General features: G+C 55.0%; 16 protein-coding genes. All 16 read left to right on the forward strand.

Features of this window, described 5'->3' with window-relative positions; translation table 11 throughout:
• Positions 1 to 42: 42 nt before the first annotated feature.
• The 16 genes from QEN32_RS06115 to ratA all read left to right on the forward strand — a co-directional run bounded on the left by QEN32_RS06115 (position 43) and on the right by ratA (position 23,475).
• Entirely contained in the window at positions 43 to 2,421 is a 2,379-nt protein-coding gene (locus QEN32_RS06115) for a DMSO/selenate family reductase complex A subunit (RefSeq protein WP_345947281.1), read from the forward strand.
• On the forward strand, positions 2,418 to 3,047 hold the full coding sequence (locus QEN32_RS06120; RefSeq protein ID WP_000077436.1) for a DMSO/selenate family reductase complex B subunit: 630 nt from the start codon (positions 2,418 to 2,420) through the stop codon (positions 3,045 to 3,047). The genes QEN32_RS06115 and QEN32_RS06120 overlap by 4 nt, the downstream gene beginning before the upstream one ends.
• A complete protein-coding gene (locus QEN32_RS06125) occupies positions 3,040 to 3,849 on the forward strand; it encodes a dimethyl sulfoxide reductase anchor subunit family protein (protein ID WP_197395401.1) in 810 nt (269 codons plus the stop codon). The genes QEN32_RS06120 and QEN32_RS06125 overlap by 8 nt, the downstream gene beginning before the upstream one ends.
• Positions 3,849 to 4,712, forward strand: a complete 864-nt coding sequence (locus QEN32_RS06130) for a 4Fe-4S binding protein (protein ID WP_265322235.1) — start codon at positions 3,849 to 3,851, stop codon at positions 4,710 to 4,712. The genes QEN32_RS06125 and QEN32_RS06130 overlap by 1 nt, the downstream gene beginning before the upstream one ends.
• Before the next feature lie 120 nt (positions 4,713 to 4,832).
• Positions 4,833 to 5,264 (forward strand): nucleoside-diphosphate kinase, encoded by a 432-nt coding sequence (ndk, locus tag QEN32_RS06135; protein ID WP_000963846.1) that lies wholly within the window; start codon positions 4,833 to 4,835, stop codon positions 5,262 to 5,264.
• A gap of 206 nt (positions 5,265 to 5,470) precedes the next feature.
• On the forward strand, positions 5,471 to 6,637 hold the full coding sequence (locus tag QEN32_RS06140) for a bifunctional tRNA (adenosine(37)-C2)-methyltransferase TrmG/ribosomal RNA large subunit methyltransferase RlmN (protein ID WP_000003206.1): 1,167 nt from the start codon (positions 5,471 to 5,473) through the stop codon (positions 6,635 to 6,637).
• A gap of 291 nt (positions 6,638 to 6,928) precedes the next feature.
• Positions 6,929 to 7,933, forward strand: coding sequence for a cytoskeleton protein RodZ (gene rodZ, locus QEN32_RS06145; protein WP_079954713.1), 1,005 nt, complete (start codon positions 6,929 to 6,931; stop codon positions 7,931 to 7,933).
• Between the two features lie 26 nt (positions 7,934 to 7,959).
• Positions 7,960 to 9,078, forward strand: a complete 1,119-nt coding sequence (gene ispG, locus QEN32_RS06150; protein WP_000551804.1) for a flavodoxin-dependent (E)-4-hydroxy-3-methylbut-2-enyl-diphosphate synthase — start codon at positions 7,960 to 7,962, stop codon at positions 9,076 to 9,078.
• 110 nt (positions 9,079 to 9,188) lie between these two features.
• On the forward strand, positions 9,189 to 10,463 hold the full coding sequence (gene hisS / locus QEN32_RS06155; RefSeq protein WP_023195324.1) for a histidine--tRNA ligase: 1,275 nt from the start codon (positions 9,189 to 9,191) through the stop codon (positions 10,461 to 10,463).
• 13 nt (positions 10,464 to 10,476) lie between these two features.
• Positions 10,477 to 11,097: a YfgM family protein gene (locus tag QEN32_RS06160; protein WP_000409190.1), complete on the forward strand. Its 621-nt coding sequence runs from the start codon at positions 10,477 to 10,479 to the stop codon at positions 11,095 to 11,097.
• A 10-nt stretch (positions 11,098 to 11,107) separates the two neighbouring features.
• Entirely contained in the window at positions 11,108 to 12,286 is a 1,179-nt protein-coding gene (gene bamB / locus QEN32_RS06165) for an outer membrane protein assembly factor BamB (protein WP_001177072.1), read from the forward strand.
• A gap of 116 nt (positions 12,287 to 12,402) precedes the next feature.
• Positions 12,403 to 13,875: a ribosome biogenesis GTPase Der gene (gene der / locus QEN32_RS06170; RefSeq protein WP_000249411.1), complete on the forward strand. Its 1,473-nt coding sequence runs from the start codon at positions 12,403 to 12,405 to the stop codon at positions 13,873 to 13,875.
• Between the two features lie 88 nt (positions 13,876 to 13,963).
• A complete protein-coding gene (locus QEN32_RS06175) occupies positions 13,964 to 14,185 on the forward strand; it encodes a zinc ribbon domain-containing protein (RefSeq protein WP_265322236.1) in 222 nt (73 codons plus the stop codon).
• 345 nt (positions 14,186 to 14,530) lie between these two features.
• Positions 14,531 to 16,723: an intimin-like inverse autotransporter SinH gene (sinH, locus tag QEN32_RS06180; RefSeq protein WP_265322237.1), complete on the forward strand. Its 2,193-nt coding sequence runs from the start codon at positions 14,531 to 14,533 to the stop codon at positions 16,721 to 16,723.
• Positions 16,724 to 16,780: 57 nt separating this feature from the next.
• Complete coding sequence (locus QEN32_RS06185; RefSeq protein ID WP_265322238.1) at positions 16,781 to 17,749, forward strand: SinI family autotransporter-associated protein; 969 nt, start codon at positions 16,781 to 16,783, stop codon at positions 17,747 to 17,749.
• Positions 17,750 to 17,868: 119 nt separating this feature from the next.
• Entirely contained in the window at positions 17,869 to 23,475 is a 5,607-nt protein-coding gene (gene ratA / locus QEN32_RS06190; protein ID WP_265322239.1) for a DUF823/DUF824 repeat adhesin RatA, read from the forward strand.
• The last annotated feature ends 134 nt before the right edge of the window (positions 23,476 to 23,609 follow it).

The raw sequence follows: 23,609 nt of genomic DNA on the forward strand, positions 1-23,609 counted from the left end.
CTTAAAAACGTGAGAATGGGTTTTTATTTGACGAGACGGATCATGAAAAATATAAAAAGCCAGGGAAATGGCGAACAGCCTGCTATTTCTCGCCGCCACTTTATCCAGGCCAGCTCCGCGCTTATTGCGTTACCGTTTGTCTCCTCGCCAGCTACCGCTCAGGCGCGCGCTGTGACAGCAACTGAAAACAGTCCTGCGGAAAAAGTCGTTCAGACATGCAGCACTTTTGACTGCGGGGGCAAATGCGATATTCGGGCGCATGTTAGTGACGGTATCGTGACGCGAATTTCAACGCGACCGGATAATGCGCTGGATGCGCAAATGCCGGTGATGCGTGCCTGTGTTCGTGGACGCGCATACCGTAAATTTGTTTATCATCCTGACAGACTTAAATATCCCATGAAGCGCGTAGGAAAACGCGGTGAAGGAAAGTTCGAGCGAATTTCCTGGGATGAAGCGACAACCTTAATCGCCGATAATTTAAAATCGATTACTGAAAAATATGGCCCGGCTTCGCGCTATGTTCATGTTGGCACCGCCGTTTCCGGCGGCACCTTTTCCGGCGATAAAATGGCGCGTCGCCTGCTGAATCTGACCGGCGGCTATCTCGAAAGCTACCATTCTGTGAGTATGGGCAACACGGCGGCCGCGACGCCTTATACTTACGGCATTGCCGCCAGCGGCAGTTCGCTGGATACGCTTTTGGAGACCAAACTGGTGATTCTGTGGGGCCATAACCCGACGGAGACCATTTTTGGTCATACCAACTATTTCCTGCAGAAGATGAAGCAGAACGGTACGCGGTTTATCGTGGTCGATCCGCGCTATTCCGACACCGTTTCGTCGCTGGCGGATCAGTGGATCCCGCTGCTGCCCACCACCGACAATGCGCTGATGGACGCGATGATGTACGTCATCATCAGCGAGAATCTGCACGATCGCGCATTTATTGCGCGCTACGCTATCGGTTTTGATGAAGACTCAATGCCGGAAGGCGTACCGGCTAACGAATCGCTGGTGGCGTATCTGACCGGCGCCAAAGACGGTGTCGTTAAGTCCCCCGAGTGGGCGGAAAAGATCACCCATGTGCCGGCGCAAACCATTCGCCAGTTAGCGCGTGATTACGCGAATACCAAACCCGCCGCGTTGATTCAGGGGTGGGGACCACAGCGCCACAACTGCGGCGAGCGCACCGCGCGCGGCTCGACCCTACTGGCGACCATTACCGGTAATGTCGGCATCAAAGGCGGTTGGGCTGCGGGTTACGGCGGCTGCGCTAACCGTAAATTCGCCGCGGGTCCGGAGATGCCGGATAACCCGGTAAAAGCCAAAATTTCGGTGATGAACTGGGTGCAGGCCGCAGACGACGCCAGCAAAGTGACGCCGGATATTGGGCTGAAAGATGCCGATAAGCTGGACAGTAACATCCGTATTCTGTTCTCGCTGGCCGGAAACTATCTGGCGAATCAGAACCCCGATCTGCACCAGGCGGTACGCGTACTGGAGGATGAATCAAAGATCCAGTTTATTGTCGCCAGCGATCTGTTTATGACGCCGAGCGCGAAATACGCTGATCTACTGCTGCCGGAAACCAGCTTTATGGAACGCTGGAACATCGGTGAAACCTGGGGCACGGCAAGCTACCTGATACTCTCTGAAAAACTGATTGAGCCTGAATTTGAGCGTCGCTCCGACTACGACTGGCTACGTGAGGTGGCGGCGAAATTAGGCATTGAGAATGAATTTAGCCAGGGGCGCGATGAGAAAGCGTGGATTGAACACATCTGGGAACAGACGCGCCTGGCGATGCCGGACGAAAATCTGCCGGATTTCGCCACGCTGCAAAAGACCCGTCAGCATCTGTTCAAAAGCGCGCCATTTATCGCCTTTGAAGACAATATTCGCGATCCGGAAAATCATCCGTTCCCGACGCCGTCAGGGAAAATAGAGATCTTCTCGAAGCGCCTGTACGACATGCAGCATCCGGAAATCCCGGCGTTGTCGCACTACGTTCCCGCGCATGAAGGCCCGGAGGATGCGCTGGCGAAAGATTTTCCGCTCCAGTTAATTACGTGGAAAGGAAAAAACCGCGCCAACTCAACCCAATACGCTAACCCGTGGCTGATTGAAGTGCAGCATCAAACATTGTGGATCAACCCGCAGGATGCGCAAAAGCGCGGCATTACGCATGGCGACATGGTGCGCATTCATAACTCACGCGGGATTTGCGAAATCCCGGCGGAAGTGACGCCGCGCATTATTCCCGGCGTTGTCGCGATGCAGGCCGGCGCCTGGTGGCAGCCGGATGAGAACGGTATTGATAAAGGCGGCTGTGCGAACGTCCTCAGCTCGGCCCGTATTACCGCGCTGGCGAAGGGAAATTCACATCAAACCATGCTGGTGGAGGTGGCTAAAGCATGAGTCAGTTTACACATTACCCGCCGGTGAGCGATAAACAACTGGGATTTTTCATCGACTCCTCACGCTGCTCCGGTTGTAAAGCCTGCCAGGTGGCCTGCAAAGACAAAAACAATCTGGAAGTAGGCCGTCGTTTCCGCCGCGTCTATGAAGTCAAGGGCGGAAGTTTCATCCCGACCGGGCAGGGCGGGGTCAGCAATAACGTATTTGCTTATACGCTTTCCATTTCCTGCAACCACTGTGCGGACCCTGTCTGCACCAAAAATTGCCCGACTACCGCTATGCATAAACGCCCGGGCGACGGCATCGTGCGCGTTGATACCGACAAATGCGTCGGCTGTGGCTATTGCGCCTGGTCCTGCCCTTACGGCGCGCCGCAGCTTAACGAGCAGACCGGCCAAATGTCCAAATGCGACATGTGCGTTGATTTACTGGCGAAAGGTGAACCGCCCGTCTGTGTTGCGACCTGTCCGCTGGAGGCCATCAAGTTTGGCCCGATTGATGAACTGCGCGCGAAGTACGGTAGCGTATGCGACGTTAACGGGCTGCCAGATTCATCCATAACCAAGCCTAATCTGGTTGTAAAAGCGCATCAGGGCGCAGAAAAAGAGGGTAAACGCCATGCATGAGTTACCGCTGCTGATTTTTACGCTCTGTTTGCAAGGGTCTGTGGGTGTGACTCTGTGGCTGGCGTTGGGCCGCCAGTACGCCGTAGAGGGACGCGTGCCTGCACGCGGCGCGCTTCCCGCGATGGCGGGGGCGTTTGTACTGGCCTGCGTAGGGCTGCTTGCTTCAGCGCTGCACATGGGCTATCCCCTGAATGCGCTAAATGCGTTACGTCATGTCGCCAGTTCGTGGCTGAGTCGCGAAATCGTCTTTGCCAGCCTTTATCTGGCGGCGCTGGGGCTGGGGGTTGTGCTGCTGTTTTTCCGAAAGCCAGGCTGGCAGCCGCTGCTGGCGCTGGCGGCAGCGTTTGGGCTGGTGGATGTATTCTGCATGGCGCAGGTTTATATCCATGCCTCGGTGGCGACCTGGCAGCATAGCAACACGCTGGCGCTGTTCTTTGGCACGTCAGGCATTATCGGTTCGGTAGTCATTGCGCTGGCTTATCTGCGCAACGCTGGCGCCGCAATGCGCTGCGCTGTGGTGGTGGTCGCACTGATGGTGCTGATTCGTCTGATCATGCAGCCGCTATGGCTGGCGGATGTTAATGCGGTGGATACGACGGTCGTCACTTTCCCGCATCATCCGCTACAGGCGCTGGCGCAGTTGCGTGACGTCTATCTTCTCGGCTGGTGTGTCTCAGCGGCGGGAATGCTCTGCTTTGCCGCAGGCGGTCTGCGAAACGCCAGAGGAACTCTGGTGGCGGGCAGCGTATTGCTGCTTATCGGCGAGATTGTGCTGCGCTACGTCTTCTTTAGTATTGGCTGATGGTTAACCTGACGATCGATCCGGCGGTAGACGTGACGCAGGCCTGCGTCCGTCGTCGCTTTCGTTTTTCTTCCTGCCGCGCTTGCGCCGATGTTTGTCCGGCGCAGGCGTTTTCGCTGGCGCAGGGGCAGGTCAGCATAGATACGACGCGCTGCATAGCCTGTGGCGACTGTCTGTTTGTCTGTCCTGTTGACGCCATTACCGGTATCAAACCGGTTAAACGCTTTGTGCAGGGGGATACGTTGGTGGGGCCGTTTTCGCTACAGGCGCCAACGGTCGATGAACTGCTTCTCTGGCATAGCCAGTACGGTATTCGCTTTATTGATATTGCGGTGGAGCGATCGGCGCAGTGGCTGATGGCGCTGGCGGGGCTAAATTTAGCGCTGCGCCGCTACGGCGAGCCGGGCTGGTCTTTCAAACACGTTGTCGGCGCGGAGATTAACGCCTCGCGGCGCACTCTGTTTCATGTTCCGCGCGACGCCATTACCCCGTGCGCCGTCGAGCCGGGGAAACGGCGTCTCAGACAGGCGTTTTCCGCGTTCAGCGAATGCGTACCCGAAATCAGTCCGCAAGAGTGCAGGATGTGCGGTGCCTGCTGGCGAAGCTGCCCGGAGAACGTTATCCAGTTTGACGACAATACCCTGACGATAGTGGCGGTGCGTTGTACGGGATGCGGCGGCTGTGCGGCGGTATGTCCGCATCAGGCGCTGCGGCTGCGGTTTGACGTGGAACCCGCCTCAACGCGGCATAGTGCGGTGCATACGCTCACCTGCGACATCTGCAAACGTACTTTCCATGCTCTCACGCCTGAACACACGCACTGCGTGCTGTGTCAGTCCCCTGGGTTTGCTGTGCGCCTTTAACTTTTGTTGCTAATGCTCATTTTATTTTAAAAAAATGTTACCTGCATCCATAGGCAATTGATGGGATGCTCTTTATAATCCGCGCCTGACATAACAACAGAACATATTTCAGAGGTAAACATGGCTATTGAACGGACTTTTTCCATCATTAAACCCAACGCGGTGGCAAAAAACGTTATTGGCAGCATCTTTGCGCGCTTTGAAGCTGCAGGGTTCAAAATTGTTGGCACTAAAATGCTGCACCTGACCGTTGAGCAGGCGCGCGGCTTCTATGCTGAGCACGACGGCAAGCCGTTCTTTGACGGTCTGGTGGAGTTCATGACCTCTGGCCCTATCGTGGTATCCGTGCTGGAAAGTGAAAATGCGGTACAGCGTCATCGCGATCTGCTTGGCGCCACCAATCCGGCGAACGCGTTGGCGGGTACGCTGCGCGCCGACTACGCTGATAGCTTAACTGAAAACGGCACCCACGGTTCGGATTCGCTGGAATCCGCGCAGCGCGAAATCGCCTTTTTCTTCGGTGAAGGCGAAGTGTGCCCGCGCACCCGTTAATCTCCTTCGTCTTTCACGCTGTAAATGCGTTGGCGATAAATTATCGGTTCAAATATTATTTTTGCTAATGCCGCGTGCAGACGTGGCATCCTTACGCCAGAATTTGTACAATGCAGCGCCCCCGGACGAGCAGTAAGCTTACCGGGGCGTTTCTTTTTTCAACCCTCCAGGGGCCATAACGTGTAATAACGAGGCCGGAATAGCATATGTCTGAACAAATTGTCACACCTGAAAGCAGTACCCCGGTAGTTCTTAACAACGAAACAAAAATCAACCTGCTGGATCTCAACCGTCAGCAGATGCGCGAGTTTTTTAAAAACTTAGGTGAAAAGCCTTTCCGCGCCGATCAGGTGATGAAATGGATGTATCACTATTGCTGCGATAATTTTGATGAGATGACCGACATCAACAAAGTGTTGCGCGGCAAATTAAAAGAGGTCGCGGAAATCCGCGCGCCGGAGGTCGTTGAAGAGCAGCGTTCCTCAGACGGCACCATCAAGTGGGCGATTGCTGTCGGTGATCAGCGCGTTGAAACGGTCTACATCCCGGAGGACGACCGCGCTACGCTGTGTGTCTCTTCACAGGTAGGGTGCGCGCTGGAGTGCAAGTTTTGTTCAACTGCGCAGCAGGGCTTTAACCGCAACCTGCGCGTATCGGAAATTATCGGTCAGGTCTGGCGTGCGGCGAAAATCGTCGGCGCGGCCAAAGTCACCGGCCAGCGTCCGATCACCAACGTGGTCATGATGGGGATGGGCGAGCCATTGCTTAACCTGACCAATGTCGTACCGGCGATGGAAATTATGCTCGATGACTTTGGTTTCGGCCTGTCCAAACGTCGTGTCACGCTCTCAACGTCCGGCGTGGTGCCTGCGCTGGATAAACTGGGCGATATGATAGATGTCGCGCTGGCTATCTCCTTACATGCGCCGAATGACACTATTCGCGACGAAATCGTCCCGATCAACAAAAAATACAATATCGAAACGTTCCTGGGCGCGGTTCGCCGCTATCTGGAGAAATCTAACGCCAATCAGGGGCGCGTGACGATTGAATACGTGATGCTTGACCACGTCAACGACGGCACTGAACACGCGCATCAACTGGCGGAGCTATTAAAAGAGACGCCTTGCAAGATTAATCTGATTCCGTGGAACCCGTTCCCTGGCGCGCCGTATGGCCGCAGCTCTAACAGCCGTATCGATCGCTTTTCTAAGGTTTTGATGAGTTATGGTTTCACGACCATCGTACGCAAGACGCGTGGCGATGACATTGATGCGGCATGCGGACAGTTGGCAGGCGATGTGATTGACCGTACTAAACGTACTCTGCGTAAGCGTATGCAGGGAGAGGTGATTGACATCAAGGCTATTTGATAGCAGTTGCGCCACGGGGCATTCATTATACCGTGGCGCAATGTCAGTTGAATAATGTCTGGCGTTGTACTTGTCTGGTCAATAATAACGGTGCGTTTTTGTCGACTTTAAGGCAGTATGTAATGGTGCAACAAGAGTTTAGCCTTGTGTCTTAGCGGTTTTGTCATCTGCGGCCTGACAGGCTTATACTGTCTGACTAAGGTTAACTAACCTGATGTTTCGCGGTGTGGGCGGGCATTACGGCTCGTCGGCGCCTGAATCCTAATTTACACGTACCTGTAGCTGTAGCGAATGAATACTGAAGCCACGCACGACCAAAATGAAGCACAAACCACCGGCGTTCGTCTGCGCAATGCCCGTGAACAACTCGGACTCAGCCAGCAGGCTGTCGCTGAGCGACTTTGCCTGAAGGTTTCTACGGTACGCGATATTGAAGAAGATAAGGCGCCGTCCGATCTTGCTTCAACCTTCCTGCGCGGATATATCCGCTCATATGCGCGTCTGGTGCATGTTCCAGAAGAGGAACTGCTGCCGGGGCTGGAAAAGCAGGCCCCGCTGCGCGCCGCCAAAGTCGCCCCGATGCAGAGTTTCTCATTAGGAAAGCGTCGTAAAAAACGCGACGGCTGGTTAATGTCTTTTACCTGGCTGGTACTGTTTGTGGTCGTAGGGCTGACCGGCGCCTGGTGGTGGCAGAACCATAAGGCGCAGCAGGAAGAGATCACGACAATGGCCGATCAAAGCACGGCTGAACTGAACGCAGATAAAGACAGCGGCCAAAGCGTACCGCTGGACACCGGTGCCGCGACAAGCCAGGATACGACGCCAGCGCAAACGGCTCCGGCTCCTGCGACGCCGGTTGATTCGACGGCGGCGACGCAAACGCCAGCGCCAACGGCGGCGGCGACGCAAAATACGGTAGTCGCGCCTTCGCAGGCGAATGTCGATACGGCTGCGACATCTGCCGCGCCAGCGGCAACGGAGACGCCGTCCGCGCTGCCGACCAGTCAGGCTGGCATAGCGGCGCCTGCTGCCGATCCGAACGCGCTGGTGATGAATTTTACCGCTGACTGCTGGCTCGAAGTCACTGACGCCACGGGTAAGAAGCTGTTTAGCGGTATGCAGCGTAAAGATGGTAATTTAAACCTAACCGGTCAGGCGCCTTATAAACTTAAAATTGGCGCGCCGGCCGCGGTGCAGATCCAGTATCAAGGAAAACCTGTCGATCTGAGCCGCTTTATCAGAACTAATCAGGTTGCGCGTCTGACCCTTAATGCCGAACCGACACCGGCGCAGTAACAGACGGGTAACGCGGGAGATTTTTCATGCATAACCAGGCTCCGATTCAACGTAGAAAATCGACACGTATTTACGTTGGGAATGTGCCGATTGGCGATGGCGCCCCCATCGCCGTCCAGTCGATGACTAACACGCGTACCACTGACGTGGAAGCGACGGTTAATCAGATCAAAGCGCTGGAACGCGTTGGCGCAGATATTGTTCGTGTTTCTGTACCGACCATGGACGCCGCCGAAGCGTTCAAGCTTATCAAACAGCAGGTTAACGTCCCGCTGGTTGCCGATATTCACTTCGACTACCGCATTGCGCTGAAAGTAGCGGAATACGGCGTTGACTGCTTGCGTATCAACCCCGGCAATATCGGTAACGAAGAACGTATTCGTATGGTGGTGGACTGCGCGCGCGACAAAAACATCCCTATTCGTATCGGCGTAAATGCCGGATCGCTGGAAAAAGATCTGCAGGAAAAATACGGTGAGCCGACGCCGCAGGCGCTGCTGGAATCAGCCATGCGCCATGTCGATCATCTCGATCGTCTCAACTTTGATCAGTTCAAAGTGAGCGTAAAAGCGTCCGATGTATTCCTTGCCGTTGAGTCTTATCGTTTGTTGGCTAAACAGATCGATCAGCCGCTGCATCTGGGGATCACCGAAGCGGGCGGCGCGCGTAGCGGGGCGGTCAAGTCGGCGATCGGTTTAGGTCTGCTGTTATCGGAAGGTATCGGCGACACGCTGCGCGTATCGTTGGCGGCCGACCCGGTGGAAGAGATCAAAGTCGGTTTCGATATTCTGAAGTCGCTGCGCATTCGCGCGCGCGGCATCAATTTCATCGCCTGCCCGACCTGTTCTCGCCAGGAGTTCGATGTTATCGGCACGGTGAACGCGCTGGAGCAGCGTCTGGAAGATATCATCACCCCGATGGACGTCTCGATCATCGGTTGCGTAGTGAACGGGCCGGGCGAAGCGCTGGTATCGACGCTGGGCGTGACGGGCGGCAATAAGAAAAGCGGCCTGTATGAAGACGGCGTGCGTAAGGACAGACTCGATAACGACGATATGATCGCGCAGCTTGAATCCCGTATTCGCGCGAAAGCAAGTCAACTTGATGAAGCGCGTCGGATTGACGTGCTGCAGGTTGAAAAATAAGAACGTGATGGGAAGCGGCGCGCTTCCCGTGTATGATTGAACCCGCATGGCTCCCGGTTCGTTCGGGGAAGCGCTGAGGGTTCATTTTTATATTCAGAAAGAGAATAAACGTGGCAAAAAACATTCAAGCCATTCGCGGCATGAACGATTATCTGCCTGGCGAAACCGCCATCTGGCAGCGCATTGAAGGCACACTCAAAAACGTGCTCGGCAGCTACGGTTACAGTGAAATCCGCTTGCCGATTGTAGAGCAGACCCCGTTATTCAAACGCGCGATCGGTGAAGTTACTGACGTGGTTGAAAAAGAGATGTACACCTTTGAGGATCGCAACGGCGATAGCCTGACATTGCGCCCTGAAGGTACGGCGGGCTGTGTACGCGCCGGCATCGAACATGGTCTCCTGTACAATCAGGAACAGCGTTTGTGGTATATCGGCCCGATGTTCCGTCATGAGCGTCCGCAAAAAGGCCGCTACCGTCAGTTCCATCAGCTAGGCGCCGAAGTCTTCGGCTTACAAGGCCCGGATATTGACGCGGAGCTGATTATGCTGACCGCACGCTGGTGGCGCGCGCTGGGCATCGCTGACCACGTTAGCCTGGAGCTGAACTCTATTGGTTCATTAGAGGCGCGTGCGAACTATCGCGATGCGCTGGTCGCGTTCCTCGAACAGCATCAAGAGACGCTGGACGAAGACTGCAAACGCCGTATGTATACCAATCCGCTGCGCGTGCTGGATTCAAAAAATCCGGACGTGCAGGCGCTGCTCAACGACGCGCCCGCTCTCGGCGACTATCTCGATGACGATTCACGCGAGCACTTTTCCGGCCTGTGTAAATTGCTGGACGCGGCGGGGATTGCCTACACCGTCAACCAGCGTCTGGTACGCGGTCTGGATTACTACAACCGCACCGTATTTGAATGGGTAACAAACAGTCTGGGGTCACAAGGCACCGTCTGTGCGGGTGGTCGTTATGATGGTCTGGTGGAACAACTGGGCGGTCGCGCTACCCCGGCAGTGGGCTTTGCGATGGGCCTGGAACGACTTGTTTTGTTAGTTCAGGCAGTTAATCCGGAATTTATTGCCTCTCCTGTTGTCGATATATACCTGGTAGCTGCCGGCGCACAAACGCAGTCTGCGGCAATGACGCTGGCGGAGCGGCTGCGCGATGAAATGCCAGGCGTGAAGCTAATGACAAACCACGGCGGCGGCAACTTTAAGAAACAGTTTGCCCGCGCCGATAAGTGGGGCGCCCGTATTGCACTGGTTCTTGGCGAATCTGAAGTCGCCGATGGGACTGTTGTAGTGAAGGATTTGCGCTCCGGTGAGCAAACGGCAGTGGCGCAGGACAGCGTCGCCGCGCATTTGCGCACTTTATTGGGCTAAGGAGAAGGACAGCGTGGAAATTTACGAGAACGAACACGACCAGGTGGATGCGATTAAACGCTTCTTTGCCGAAAACGGCAAAGCGCTGGCTGTCGGAGTGATTTTAGGGGTTGGCGCGCTGGTTGGCTGGCGTTACTGGAGCAGCCATCAGACGGAGTCCGCGCGTGCTGCTTCTCTGGCGTATCAAAATGCGGTGACGGCGGTAAGCGCCGATAAGCCGGATAGCATTCCCGCCGCTGAAAAATTCGCGGCTGAGAATAAAAATACCTATGGTGCGCTGGCGTCTATGGAACTGGCGCAGCAGTTTGTGGATAAGAATGAACTTAAAAAAGCCGAAGCCCAGTTGCAGCAGGGGTTGGCGGCCACCAGCGATGAAAATCTCAAAGCGGTGATTAATCTGCGTCTCGCTCGCGTTCAGTTGCAGCTTAAGCAAGCTGACGCCGCGCTGAAAACTCTGGATGCCGTTAAAGGCGAAGGATGGACGGCCATTGTCGCTGATTTGCGCGGCGAAGCGTTGCTGAGTAAGGGTGATAAAAAAGGCGCGCGCAGCGCATGGGAAGCGGGCGTCAATAGCGATGCTTCTCCGGCGTTGAGCGAAATGATGCAGATGAAAATCAATAACTTGTCCATCTGAGAGGGACCCGATGCAATTGCGTAAATTACTTCTGCCAGGGTTGCTTTCCGTTACCCTGCTCAGCGGCTGTTCACTGTTTAGCGGCGAAGAAGATGTCGTCAAGATGTCTCCATTACCGCAGGTTGAAAACCAGTTTACCCCGACCACTGTCTGGAGCACCTCTGTCGGTAACGGAATTGGCGAATTTTATTCTAACCTTCATCCGGTAATGGCAGATAACGTGGTCTATGCAGCCGATCGCGCGGGCGTGGTAAAAGCGCTCAATGCGGATGATGGCAAAGAGATCTGGTCTGTGAATCTGGGCGAAAAAGACGGCTGGTTCTCTCGTTCGTCCGCGCTGTTGTCCGGCGGCGTCACTGTCGCGGGCGGTCACGTCTATATCGGCAGTGAAAAGGCCGAGGTTTATGCGCTGAATACCAGCGACGGCACCACAGCATGGCAGACGAAGGTCGCAGGCGAAGCGTTGTCTCGCCCGGTTGTCAGTGATGGAATCGTCCTTATCCATACCAGCAACGGTCAGTTGCAGGCGCTAAATCAGGCGGATGGCGCCATTAAATGGACGGTGAACCTGGATATGCCTTCGCTGTCGCTGCGCGGCGAATCTGCGCCGGCAACCGCGTTCGGCGCGGCTATCGTTGGTGGTGATAATGGCCGCGTCAGCGCCGTGTTGATGCAACAAGGCCAGATGATTTGGCAACAGCGTATCTCCCAGGCCACTGGCCCAACGGAAATTGACCGTCTGAGCGACGTTGATACCACGCCGGTTGTGGTAAACGGCGTCGTTTACGCGTTGGCGTATAATGGTAACTTAACGGCACTGGATCTGCGCAGTGGTCAGATTATGTGGAAACGCGAGCTGGGTTCGGTCAATGACTTTATCGTCGACGGCGACCGTATCTACCTGGTCGATCAGAACGATCGCGTGCTGGCGCTGACCACTGACGGCGGCGTAACGCTGTGGACGCAAAGCGATCTGCTGCACCGTTTGCTGACCTCCCCGGTGCTGTATAATGGTGATTTAGTCGTCGGCGATAGCGAAGGTTATCTGCACTGGATAAATGTTGATGACGGGCGTTTTGTGGCCCAACAAAAAGTAGACAGTTCCGGTTTCCTGACCGAACCGACGGTGGCGGATGGTAAACTGCTCATCCAGGCCAAAGACGGTACGGTCTACGCGATTACGCGTTAATCGTCACGGTTGTGCGTTTTAAAAAACGGCTCCTGGTGTAGGGGCCGTTTTCCTGTTTTTAACAATGGCGCAAAATGCGCGCGTTGTCTGATGATTTTTTTAATGAGGCTTTAAACATGGTACCTGTGGTCGCGCTTGTCGGGCGCCCTAACGTCGGAAAATCCACGCTATTTAACCGTCTGACCCGCACCCGAGATGCGCTGGTTGCGGATTTCCCGGGTCTGACTCGTGACCGTAAGTACGGTCGTGCGGAAGTTGAAGGCCGCGAGTTTATCTGTATCGACACCGGCGGTATTGACGGCACCGAAGACGGCGTCGAAACGCGGATGGCGGAACAGTCGCTGCTGGCGATTGAAGAAGCGGATGTAGTGTTATTCATGGTAGATGCGCGCGCTGGCCTGATGCCGGCGGATGAAGCGATTGCCAAACATCTGCGTTCCCGTGAAAAACCGACCTTCCTGGTGGCGAATAAAACGGATGGTCTCGATCCCGATCAGGCGGTTGTCGATTTTTACTCGCTGGGATTAGGCGAAATTTACCCTATCGCCGCCTCACATGGTCGCGGCGTATTGAGCCTGCTGGAACATGTGCTTCTGCCGTGGATGGATGATGTCGCGCCGCAGGAAGAGGTGGATGAAGACGCGGAATACTGGGCGCAGTTCGAGGCGGAACAAAATGGCGAAGAAGCGCCGGAAGATGATTTTGACCCGCAAAGCCTGCCGATAAAGCTGGCGATTGTCGGTCGCCCGAACGTAGGTAAGTCCACACTTACTAACCGTATTCTCGGTGAAGAGCGCGTGGTGGTATACGACATGCCGGGCACCACTCGCGATAGCATTTATATCCCGATGGAACGCGACGAACGGGAATATGTGCTGATTGACACGGCAGGAGTGCGTAAGCGCGGAAAAATCACCGATGCGGTAGAAAAGTTCTCGGTGATTAAAACGTTGCAGGCGATTGAAGACGCTAACGTCGTACTGTTGGTTATCGATGCGCGCGAGGGGATCTCCGACCAGGATTTGTCTCTGCTGGGCTTTATCCTCAATAGTGGGCGCTCACTCGTTATCGTAGTCAACAAATGGGATGGCCTGAGCCAGGAAGTCAAAGAGCAGGTGAAAGAGACGCTGGATTTCCGTCTGGGCTTTATTGATTTTGCCCGCGTCCATTTTATCTCTGCGCTACACGGCAGCGGCGTCGGCAACCTGTTTGAGTCCGTACGCGAGGCTTACGACAGTTCCACTCGCCGGGTGAGCACTGCGATGCTGACCCGTATCATGACGATGGCGGTGGAAGATCATCAGCCGCCGCTGGTGCGCGGTCGCCGTGTGAAACTGAAATATGCCCACGCTGGCGGCTATAACCCGCCGATTGTGGTGATTCACGGCAACCAGGTAAAAGATCTGCCAGACTCCTATAAGCGCTATCTGATGAACTACTTCCGCAAGTCGTTGGAAGTGATGGGGACGCCGATTCGCATTCAGTTTAAAGAAGGGGAGAACCCGTATGCGAACAAGCGTAACACACTGACGCCAACGCAAATGCGCAAACGTAAGCGTCTGATGAAACATATCAAGAAAAGCAAGTAATGCTTTTTCAGTAATATTCCAGGCCTGACAAGCGCTGCGCTATCAGGCCTTTCAAGTAAAAGTGAGTCACGCGCCTGAGGAGAATGTTATGGAAATAACCTGCCCCGTTTGCCATCACGCGCTGGAGCGCAATGGCGATACAGCGCATTGCGAGACATGCGCTAAAGATTTCTCGTTACAGGCACTTTGTCCTGACTGCCGCCAGCCGTTACAGGTTTTGAAAGCCTGCGGCGCAGTGGACTATTTTTGCCAGAACGGTCATGGTTTAATTTCAAAAAAACGGGTTAACTTCGTCATTTCCAATCAATAAAACCGCTGTCGACGTTGCGCCGCAGAGCAGAGGCGTCGGCGTCTTATCCGGCTAAGGACAAAAGCGTTATTCGATACTCCCGTAATATCAGCATAGTATCCTGCCCGGCGGCTATTTTATTCTTTTTATTGATTCAACTATTTATAGAGAATATTATTCCCAAAAATTAATATTAGAAATAAATAACAGCCTTCTTTTTATTTATTATATCAATATTATAAGTCTGTTTCATATTAAACTTTTCTTTTTAGGAATATATTTAGGTCTGTTAGTTATGATTCCATCTGAATCATCCATATAATATCTTTTCATTGAGGCGTGTTTATTTAACGACAGGGATATCATATGGTGCGAAGGATTCGCATTCTGGTTTTGCTAGTAGTGTCTGGAGTATCAGTTGCGGCTTCCGGCGCAGATAACTCTGTATCTGCAAATGATGAAAGCCACTCCTCTCTGCCTGATTTAGCCAGTGAATCCGCCAAAAAAGAAGAACAGGAAAATAAAGGAAAGTCCTTTAAAGAACAGGGCGCTGACTACTTTATTAATTCCGCCACCCAGGGCTTTGATAATCTCACCCCGGAAGCGCTGGAATCCCAGGCGCGTAGCTATTTGCAAAACCAAATCACTTCCTCAGCACAGTCATATCTTGAAGGCGTAATGTCACCTTATGGCAAGATCCGTACCAGCCTCACCGTAGGCGAAGGCGGCGATCTGGACGGCAGTTCGCTGGATTATTTTATTCCCTGGTATGACAATCAGAGCACGCTTTTCTTTAGCCAGATTTCGGCTCAGCGTAAGGAAGACCGCACCATTGGTAACTTTGGGCTTGGCGTTCGCCAGAACGTCGGCAACTGGCTGCTTGGCGGCAACGCATTCTATGACTACGATTTTACGCGCGGTCACCGTCGATTAGGTCTGGGAACCGAAGCCTGGACGGATTACCTGAAATTCTCCGGCAACTATTACCATCCTCTTTCTGACTGGAAAGACTCCGAAGATTTCGACTTTTATGAAGAACGACCCGCGCGCGGCTGGGATATCCGCATGGAAAGCTGGCTGCCGTTTTATCCGCAGCTTGGCGCTAAATTAGTTTACGAACAGTACTACGGCGATGAAGTAGCGCTGTTTGGCACCGATAATCTGCAAAAAGATCCTCATGCCGTCACTTTGGGGCTGGAATATACGCCGGTACCGCTGGTCACGGTTGGTACGGATTACAAAGCCGGTACTGGCGATAGTAACGATTTTAGCGTTAACGCGACTGTGAACTACCAGATAGGCACGCCGCTGGCGGCGCAACTCGATCCGGAAAACGTTAAAATTCAGCACTCCTTAATGGGCAGCCGCACCGATTTTGTCGATCGTAACAATTTCATCATTCTCGAATATCGCGAGAAAGATCCGCTGGACGTCACGCTGTGGCTGAAGGCTGACGCCACCAACGAACACCCGGAATGCGTGATTGAAGATACGCCTGAGGCCGCGGTGGGGCTGGAGAAATGTAAGTGGACGGTCAACGCGCTGATTAACCACCATTACAAAATTATTTCTGCTTCCTGGCAGGCGAAAAACAACGCCGCCCGTACGCTGGTGATGCCGGTGGTAAAAGCTAATGCGTTAACCGAAGGCAACAATAACAGCTGGAATCTGGTGCTTCCTGCCTGGGTTAACGCCGATACCGAAGAGCAGCGTACCGCCATGAACACCTGGAAAGTACGCATGACGCTGGAAGACGAAAAGGGCAATAAGCAGAACTCTGGCGTGGTGGAAATCACCGTCCAGCAGGATCGCAAAATTGAGCTGATCGTCGACAACATTGCCGATACCGATCGCAGCGATCACAGCCATGAAGCCAGCGCGCTGGCCGATGGCGAAGACGGCGTGGTGATGGATCTGCTGATCACCGATTCCTTTGGCGACTCCACGGATCGCAATGGTAACGAACTGGTGGACGATGCCATGACGCCCGTGTTGTACGACAGCAATGATAAAAAAGTCACCCTGGCCCAGACGCCCTGCACCACGGAAACCCCCTGCGTGTTTATTGCCAGCCGTGATAAAGAAGCGGGGACGGTGACGCTTTCCAGCACCCTGCCGGGCACTTTCCGCTGGAAGGCGAAAGCAGACGCCTATGGCGACAGTAACTACGTTGATGTCACTTTTATCGGCGACAGCCTGAGCGCGCTGAATGCGGTGATTTATCAGGTCAAAGCCGCTAACCCTGTCAACCTTATCGGCAAAGAAGATAAGCACCCTACGGTCAATAATGCTTACCGTTTCCTGCTGTGGCGCGACAAAAATAAAGACAATGTTTTTCAGATGTCCGAGCAGCTCACGGAAGAAGAGATGGCGCTGTACGACTACCAGTGGGAGTTTACCGGGCAGAGTACAAACGGACATACCGGCGCGCTGGCCAACACCATGAATGAAGATCTTGTCCTGCCAGTAACCAATAAAGAGGCGGCGCAGAAGTTTGCCGCCAACGAGGAAGATGGCGTTCAGGGTTACGGCATACGCGTTACGTATAGCCAGAAATAGCGTCAGCGTTATGGCTGACCAGCCAGCCGCTGAATTTTGAGAAAAAGGAGAGTCTGAATGCAAGCAACAGTAAAACGGCGGCTGACGAAGGTCGCTTTAGCATTAGTAGTTGCCGGATATTGCGCCGCGCCAGCGGTGGCGGCAAACGGTAATCTGAAATCGGGGCAGTGGCAGAGTGCCACTGAACAGACGGGCACCATTCAGGGTACGGTGCCGTGGATTACCCGTGCGGCGGATAAAACCGCGGATACCGACAAAGATCACGTAACGGTAACTATCGATCGCGGCGATCGTAAAATTGTGACCGAAGGCGATAAGCAGTTTCACGTTGGCGATAAGGTCACGGTGAACTGGGCGATTGGCGATACGGAAGGCGACCTGGATGCCGACAACGCCGCCACGAAACAGACGGTGCAGTGGATGAGATACAGCGACCAGAATGGTAGCAATCCCGAAGAGATTGGCACCGAAGGTAGCGATACCTATGAAATTCAGGCGGCTGACGCAGACCATTATATCGGTATCAAAATCACGCCAACCACCACCACCGGTGACCCTGCCGTGGCAACCGAACTGCTGTTGAAAGACCTGTCGACCGATGCGGGCGGTGGTGCGGATGGCGACGATATTCCGGAAGGTCCGGTGGTGGATGAAAACGTCCATGTTGTGATCTACGAGTCTGGCTCAACCACCAACCTGCTGGGTACCTCTACTCCGCTCAAAACCAACACAACTTATAAGGTTCTGTTGTGGAAAGATAAAGAGGGTGGTACGGCAGGTAAATACGATACCGGTGAAGAGGTTACCAGCCAGTATGACTACCGCTGGAAATTCATGGGGACCAGCGCAAAAGCAGGTACTGGTGCCGGCGGTATTGTCAACGAAAGCTGGAACGATAAAGACCTTGTCATCCCGCTTACCAACGCCGAAGCGAAAGAGGCGTTCGAGGGTGCGGAAGGCGGCGTTACCGTGGGTAGCGACGGTGTCCAGGGCTTTGCTTTGTCCATCGACTACAAACGCAAATAAGTTGTCCTCAACATACCACTCCCTGCGGGGAGTGGTATTTTCCGCGCACTTTGCTTAGCCGCGCGCTAAGCAAAGTGGGTTGAATCACGACAGAAAATGAAAACGGGTAGCTATCGCTCATGGACGGGAATCGGCAAGTGAATAAAGTTGTACATTTCTTACTGACATTACTGGTCATGTTTGCAGCGTCGATCGCGCCTGCGCAGGCGCTATTGAAGGGCGGAACCTGGCAAGAGCTGAACTCAGTCACCGGCGCTGTTAACGGCACCGCGCCGCTGGCCGACGGCGCGATTATTCCCCTGTATCAAGGCAGTATGCTGCTTGACCCTACCAAAACCCACGATATTGAATTCAGCGCCATGCCGCGCGATTTTAGCGCGGATGCTGCCTCAACCTCGATGCAGGCGGTCAATTCCACCGATACCGAAGGCGATCTCTTTAGCGATCCGCCCACCATCGCCTGGGAAAACCGCCAGCCGCCCGCCATGGGTCTGGTATGGGCCGATGCCGCCACGCCCGATACGCCGCTCTCGCCGCAGCCGGTTCCGAACCTGACCTTTTGCGCCCAAAACCTCGCCGGGCGACAGCTGGTGGCCTGGGCGCAGGTGGAAGATGAAACCAACGTTCCCGCGCTGTGGCTCTTTACGAATACCGGGGTGCCGAATTATGCGACCATTCCGCTGTTAAGCCCGAAAGTGACGCTGAATATCAAACCAGCGGTGAGCGACCCTGTTTCTGTGAGCGGCGATCATGTCGATGCCAGTTTTGAAGCATCGAAAGTTAAGGTCGGAGAAAGTATTACTCTTACTGTCACCACCAAAGCGTGTGATGGCAAACCTGCGATCAATGCGCCGTTTGTGATCCGTCGCGAGGATGCAATAAATCGCCAGGGTGTGGTCAATAACGCTAACCCGGTGCGCGTTGGCAATACCGAGTTAACGACTGCGCAAACAGAATATCATGGTGTAACGGACGGGCAGGGCAACGCCACGGTGGTGGTAACGCAAGAGAACGGTCCGGGGGTAAAAACGCGACTTATCGTCTCTTCGCAAAACTATCCCACGCTGACCGACAATGTCGACGTCATTTTCACCACCATCACCAGTCCGGACAGCGATAAGGCCAGTATGTACGGCCACATGATAGAGAGCGCTACCGCGACGCTGAACGGTATAACCTACACCTTCACCCGCCCGAAGCTGGCGGCGGAAGCGAGCGGCGCTGACAAAAGCGTCGTCGATACCAACGAAACCTGGGCGCTGTTCGACTGGAACGGCGCCGATAACCATTGCAATATTCTGCCGGACGCCGAACAACTGGTGCAGATGCGACATGAGCACAGCACGCTGGCAACGTACACCGGCTGGCCGGCGACGGACGATGCCGAATACTGGTCGTCGACCAAAGATCAGATGAGCGGCTACCACGCTGCCGTACATATGAACAGCGCATCGGTCGTCAGGGCCGCCGACAGCGACACGCTGCTGGTCAGCTGCGTGGATAAAGCCCAGCCTGCGGCGCACCCGCAGATTACCCTTTCTCCGGTGGGGCCGTATAAAGCGCAGGTGGGGGACGAGATCAATCTGACGATGACCGTAGTCGACCGGGACACGCAAAAACCGCTGCCTTACCGTTATATGGAGCTGTTTATCGACCCGGCGAAAAACCGCAAAGGGGAGCATCAGGACGCGTGGGATAACCTGCGGGTGACCGTCAGTTCCGAAGACATGCGCGCCTCGTCGCCGGAGCACTATACCGGCGTGACCGACGTCAACGGTCAGGCGCACCTGACGTTAAAACACGACAGTGGTCTGGGCGTCGAGACGCCCATCCGCATCGTGATGCCGGACGATGAAGGCGGCAACGTTGAGCTGCCCTTTAGTGTGATTTTTACCGTAGTCACCAGCCCGGACGTGGACGGCGCCAACATGTGGGGCCATATGCGCGGCGTGGTGGATGCGGGCAACCTGTACAAACGTCCGCTGCTGGCGGTGGAGGCCAGCCATAAAGACGGCCAGTTCGACGAAAACAACGAACAGTGGGCGACATTTAACTCCGTGGCGTCGGCCACCGCGCAGTGCGGTGTCGGCCAGGTGCCGGATCAGTCGTCGCTGGCGCATTTGTACAGCGAACATGCGGGCGGGCAGATGGAAAGCGAACACGGCTGGCCGACCGAAGATTATTACATCGCCGCCGACAGCGACGCCTCCGGGACGGTACACGTCAACCTCGAAAACGGCGATAGCGGCAAATTTACCGATACGCCGAACTACCTGACCTGCTCGGCCAATGAAATGGTGGCGGTGCTGGACGTCTATTTCAACGACGACCCGGCGACCAAAAACGCCGATATGACCGCCAAAGTGGGTGAACAGATTAAGCTGAACATCCATTCGCGCAACGCTCTTAACGGCATGGCGATCGCCAATACCGACTTCACCATCACCATGGCGAACGGCAGGCGGCGCGACGGGCTGACGACCGGTTTTACCGATACCAGCAACGGCGAGATGCAGTTTGACGGCGTCGGCTACATTGCCGGACAGGTTTATCAGGGGATCACCGACGCCAACGGCGATGCGACCATTATCCTCACCCAGGATAAGGGCGTGGGGTTGCTGACACAGTTAAGCATCGTGCCCATCCATTCATACATCAATACGCCGGTTTCCCGCAGCGTGAAGTTTACCGTCGCCACCAGCCCGGATACGGCAAAAGCCAAAATGTGGGGCCATATGGCCGACACAATTACCGTGGGTGACTGGACCTTTGAGCGGCCCAAACTGGCGGATGAAGTGAGCAACCCGCTGCGTACCCAGGACGAGAGCAATGAGACCTGGACGCGTGTGGCCCACACCGACGCGGCGGGCAATCCGGATGCGGGCGGCTGCGCGGCGAACCGCCTGCCGCGCATCGACCAGCTTGAGGCGCTGTATAACGCCAACAGCGGTGGCAAAATTAACGGCATTCAGGGCTGGCCAGTCTATCTGAACTACTGGTCGTCCACCTTCCAGAGCGCCAGCACGTGGAAATGGATCGCGCTGAAGGATGGCAACGTCTCCGCGGGCAACACCGACTCCATTTATGCCAGTTGTTTGGCCAGAGACAACCCGGTACCAGCCGCCATCACCATTGAACCGGTCGATCCATCGCTGTGGTACGACGGCAGCGACGTGCATGCAGTCAAAGTGAAAAAGGGCGATACCCTACAGCTCAAGGTGACGGTGAAGGACGCCAGCGGCAACCCGATCCCGGAAGCGCCGTTTGTGCTCACCCGCGGCGACGGTTACGATCGCCGTGGCGAAAAGTATACCGCCCAGGACGGCGACGATATGCAAGGCATCGTGACGCCCGTGGTGATCGACGGCGAATCGCTGGCCTGGACCACCACTAAAATGGGGTCGCAGACCGGTCCTGACGGCACCCGTATCATCAGCGTCACCCGCCCGGACACCCACGGCACCCGCACCGCGATTAACGCGACGCTGTATGAAAATGCCGCCGTGAGCGCCAGCATCGACACCATCTTTACCGTCGTCACCAGCCCGGATGTCAGCGTCGCCCGCATGTGGGGGCATATGGCGCCGTCGCTGACGGCGGCAGATGGCGCGGTGTACCAGCGCCCGCTGTTGTACGCTGAGCTGGCCAGTACGGACAATACTACGACTAAGCAAGAAACCAACGAAACCTGGGCGATTTTTCATGGGCCAGCCAATACAGGGGCAAATTCGGCCCGCTGCGCGGCGGGCTATTACCCTGCCGTTGAGGCGCTGGATTCGCTCTACAGCAAATACCCGAACCGAACGATAAATACTGCCCAGGGCTGGCCGGTCTACTATTCTTACTGGAGCGGATCGAACTCGACGTCACTCTCCAGCGGGGCAAAAGTTGACTTCTATTACGTAGTCGATCTGGCTGATGGTTCGCGTCGGTCAGAAAACAGCTCGCCCAACTCTGTCTGGCAGTACCAAATTTGCGCCAGGACGCCGATACCGCAGGCCACGCAGATCACCCTCACCTCCCCGCAGGCGATGGATGACGCTATTCAGGCGGTGAAGGCGAAAAACAGCGAGTCGATCCCGCTGCTCATCACCACTACCGATGCGATGGGCAACCCGATGCCTTATACGGCTTTTTCGCTTAAACGCGACGCCGGGACGCCGCGCAACACTGACTATAATAAATTTGTAGCCACTAACGGCACCAACATGACGGTGACGCCGCTAGCCGGTGCGCAGCAACAGTTTTACTATGCCACATCGGCTCTGACCGGCACCACCGGCGCGGACGGTACGCTGACTCTGACACTTGCCGAACCCGGCGGCATAGGGTTGAAAAACCTGCTGACCGCGAGTCTGTACGATACGCCGACGGCGACCTCATCGCTGCCGGTGGTGTTCACCGTCCTCACCAGCCCGGACAGCGACAAGGCCAACATGTACGGCCATATGCCGGAGACCTTCACCGCCAGCAACGGTGCGGAGTTTAAGCGCCCGCTGGTGGTAGGCGAGCCCTCATCGGAGGCGCACACGGATACCTATTTCGAAACCAATGAATACTGGATCATGGTGAATAATTTTAATACCGGTAATTACGGTGGGTGCCCGATGAACCAGATGGCTGCGATAGATGATTTCACGGCGCTGTACAACGATCACCCAGGCGGCAAGGTGGCGACCGATATTGGATTGCCCGTCGGGAAGCGGTGGTGGGCTGGCGATAGCCTGCTGAAAGGCTCAACCCTTTACTGGCAGTATAAAGATCTCAAGTCGGGGAAAAACTACAGCATGTCGGAAACCCCGGGTAGCTACTACTTACAACTCTGCCTGACAGAACCGCGCAGCGGGCTGAATATCGCGCTCTCTTCCGACGCATGGAACGCCGATAAATCGGCGGCCGTGGCGAAAAAAGGCGAAACGATACCGATGACGGTAACGGTGACTAACGACGCCGGGCAGCCGCAGGCCGGGGTGGCCGTACTGTTGACGCGTGGATACGCTTATTCGCGCGGTGCGGTGGATAAGCAATACATTGATCCCGGCGTGATTGGCGAGCCGGTTCCGTTTACAACTTCGCCAGCGAATATGATGCTGACGCCGGTTTCACCTGTGGCGGGTACGGCAGTGGTGTTTAATAACCAGAATGGCCTCAGCACAAAATGGTCTGGCTTCACTGGCGATGACGGTAAGTTGCGGTTTACGTTAACTCAGGATAAATCGTCGGGGTTAAAAACGTCTGTCACGGCGGCGCTTGCGAATCAATTTGATGAGGCGGCGAGTGTGGATGCAATCTTTACGGTACAAACCAGCCCGGATACGCCGTATGCGTCATACTGGGGTCATATGCCGGATACCGTGCAGGTGAACGGCGTTACGCTGCGCCGCCCGTATCTGAAAGCCGAGCTCTCTGCCATGCCCCAGTATACCTGGCTGATGACTAACGAATACTGGGCGTCGAACTATTATTATCAGTCCGAGCACGTTGAAACATCGCTGACACATCTTTGCGGATCGCAGGAAAATATGGCCTCGCTGGATGATCTGAAAGCGTTGCAGAGCGTTATCGGCACGTTGCAATGGCCGACGACATCGTCCTGGGATTATGTGTCGCAAGATGAAGGCCAAAGCAATAAGTACTACTGTTCATTTAACGAAACGACCGGCCAGACAACCTGTACTCGTGAAAAATCGACGACCTCGGGCTTAGGCTCGTGCCGGGTGCCGTAGTGAATGGGGCCGGGAGCGCCTTTGAATGTTGGGTGACGCTTCGCGTCGCCCAACCTGGGTATCCCTTGCGGCTGGCGTTGTTCCGGTAGCGATGCATTTTTACGTTTTTGTATTCACGGAATGAACTGCAACGA

This window comes from Salmonella sp. SA14318 (assembly GCF_029866905.1).
Classification (GTDB): Bacteria; Pseudomonadota; Gammaproteobacteria; order Enterobacterales; family Enterobacteriaceae; genus Salmonella; species Salmonella enterica.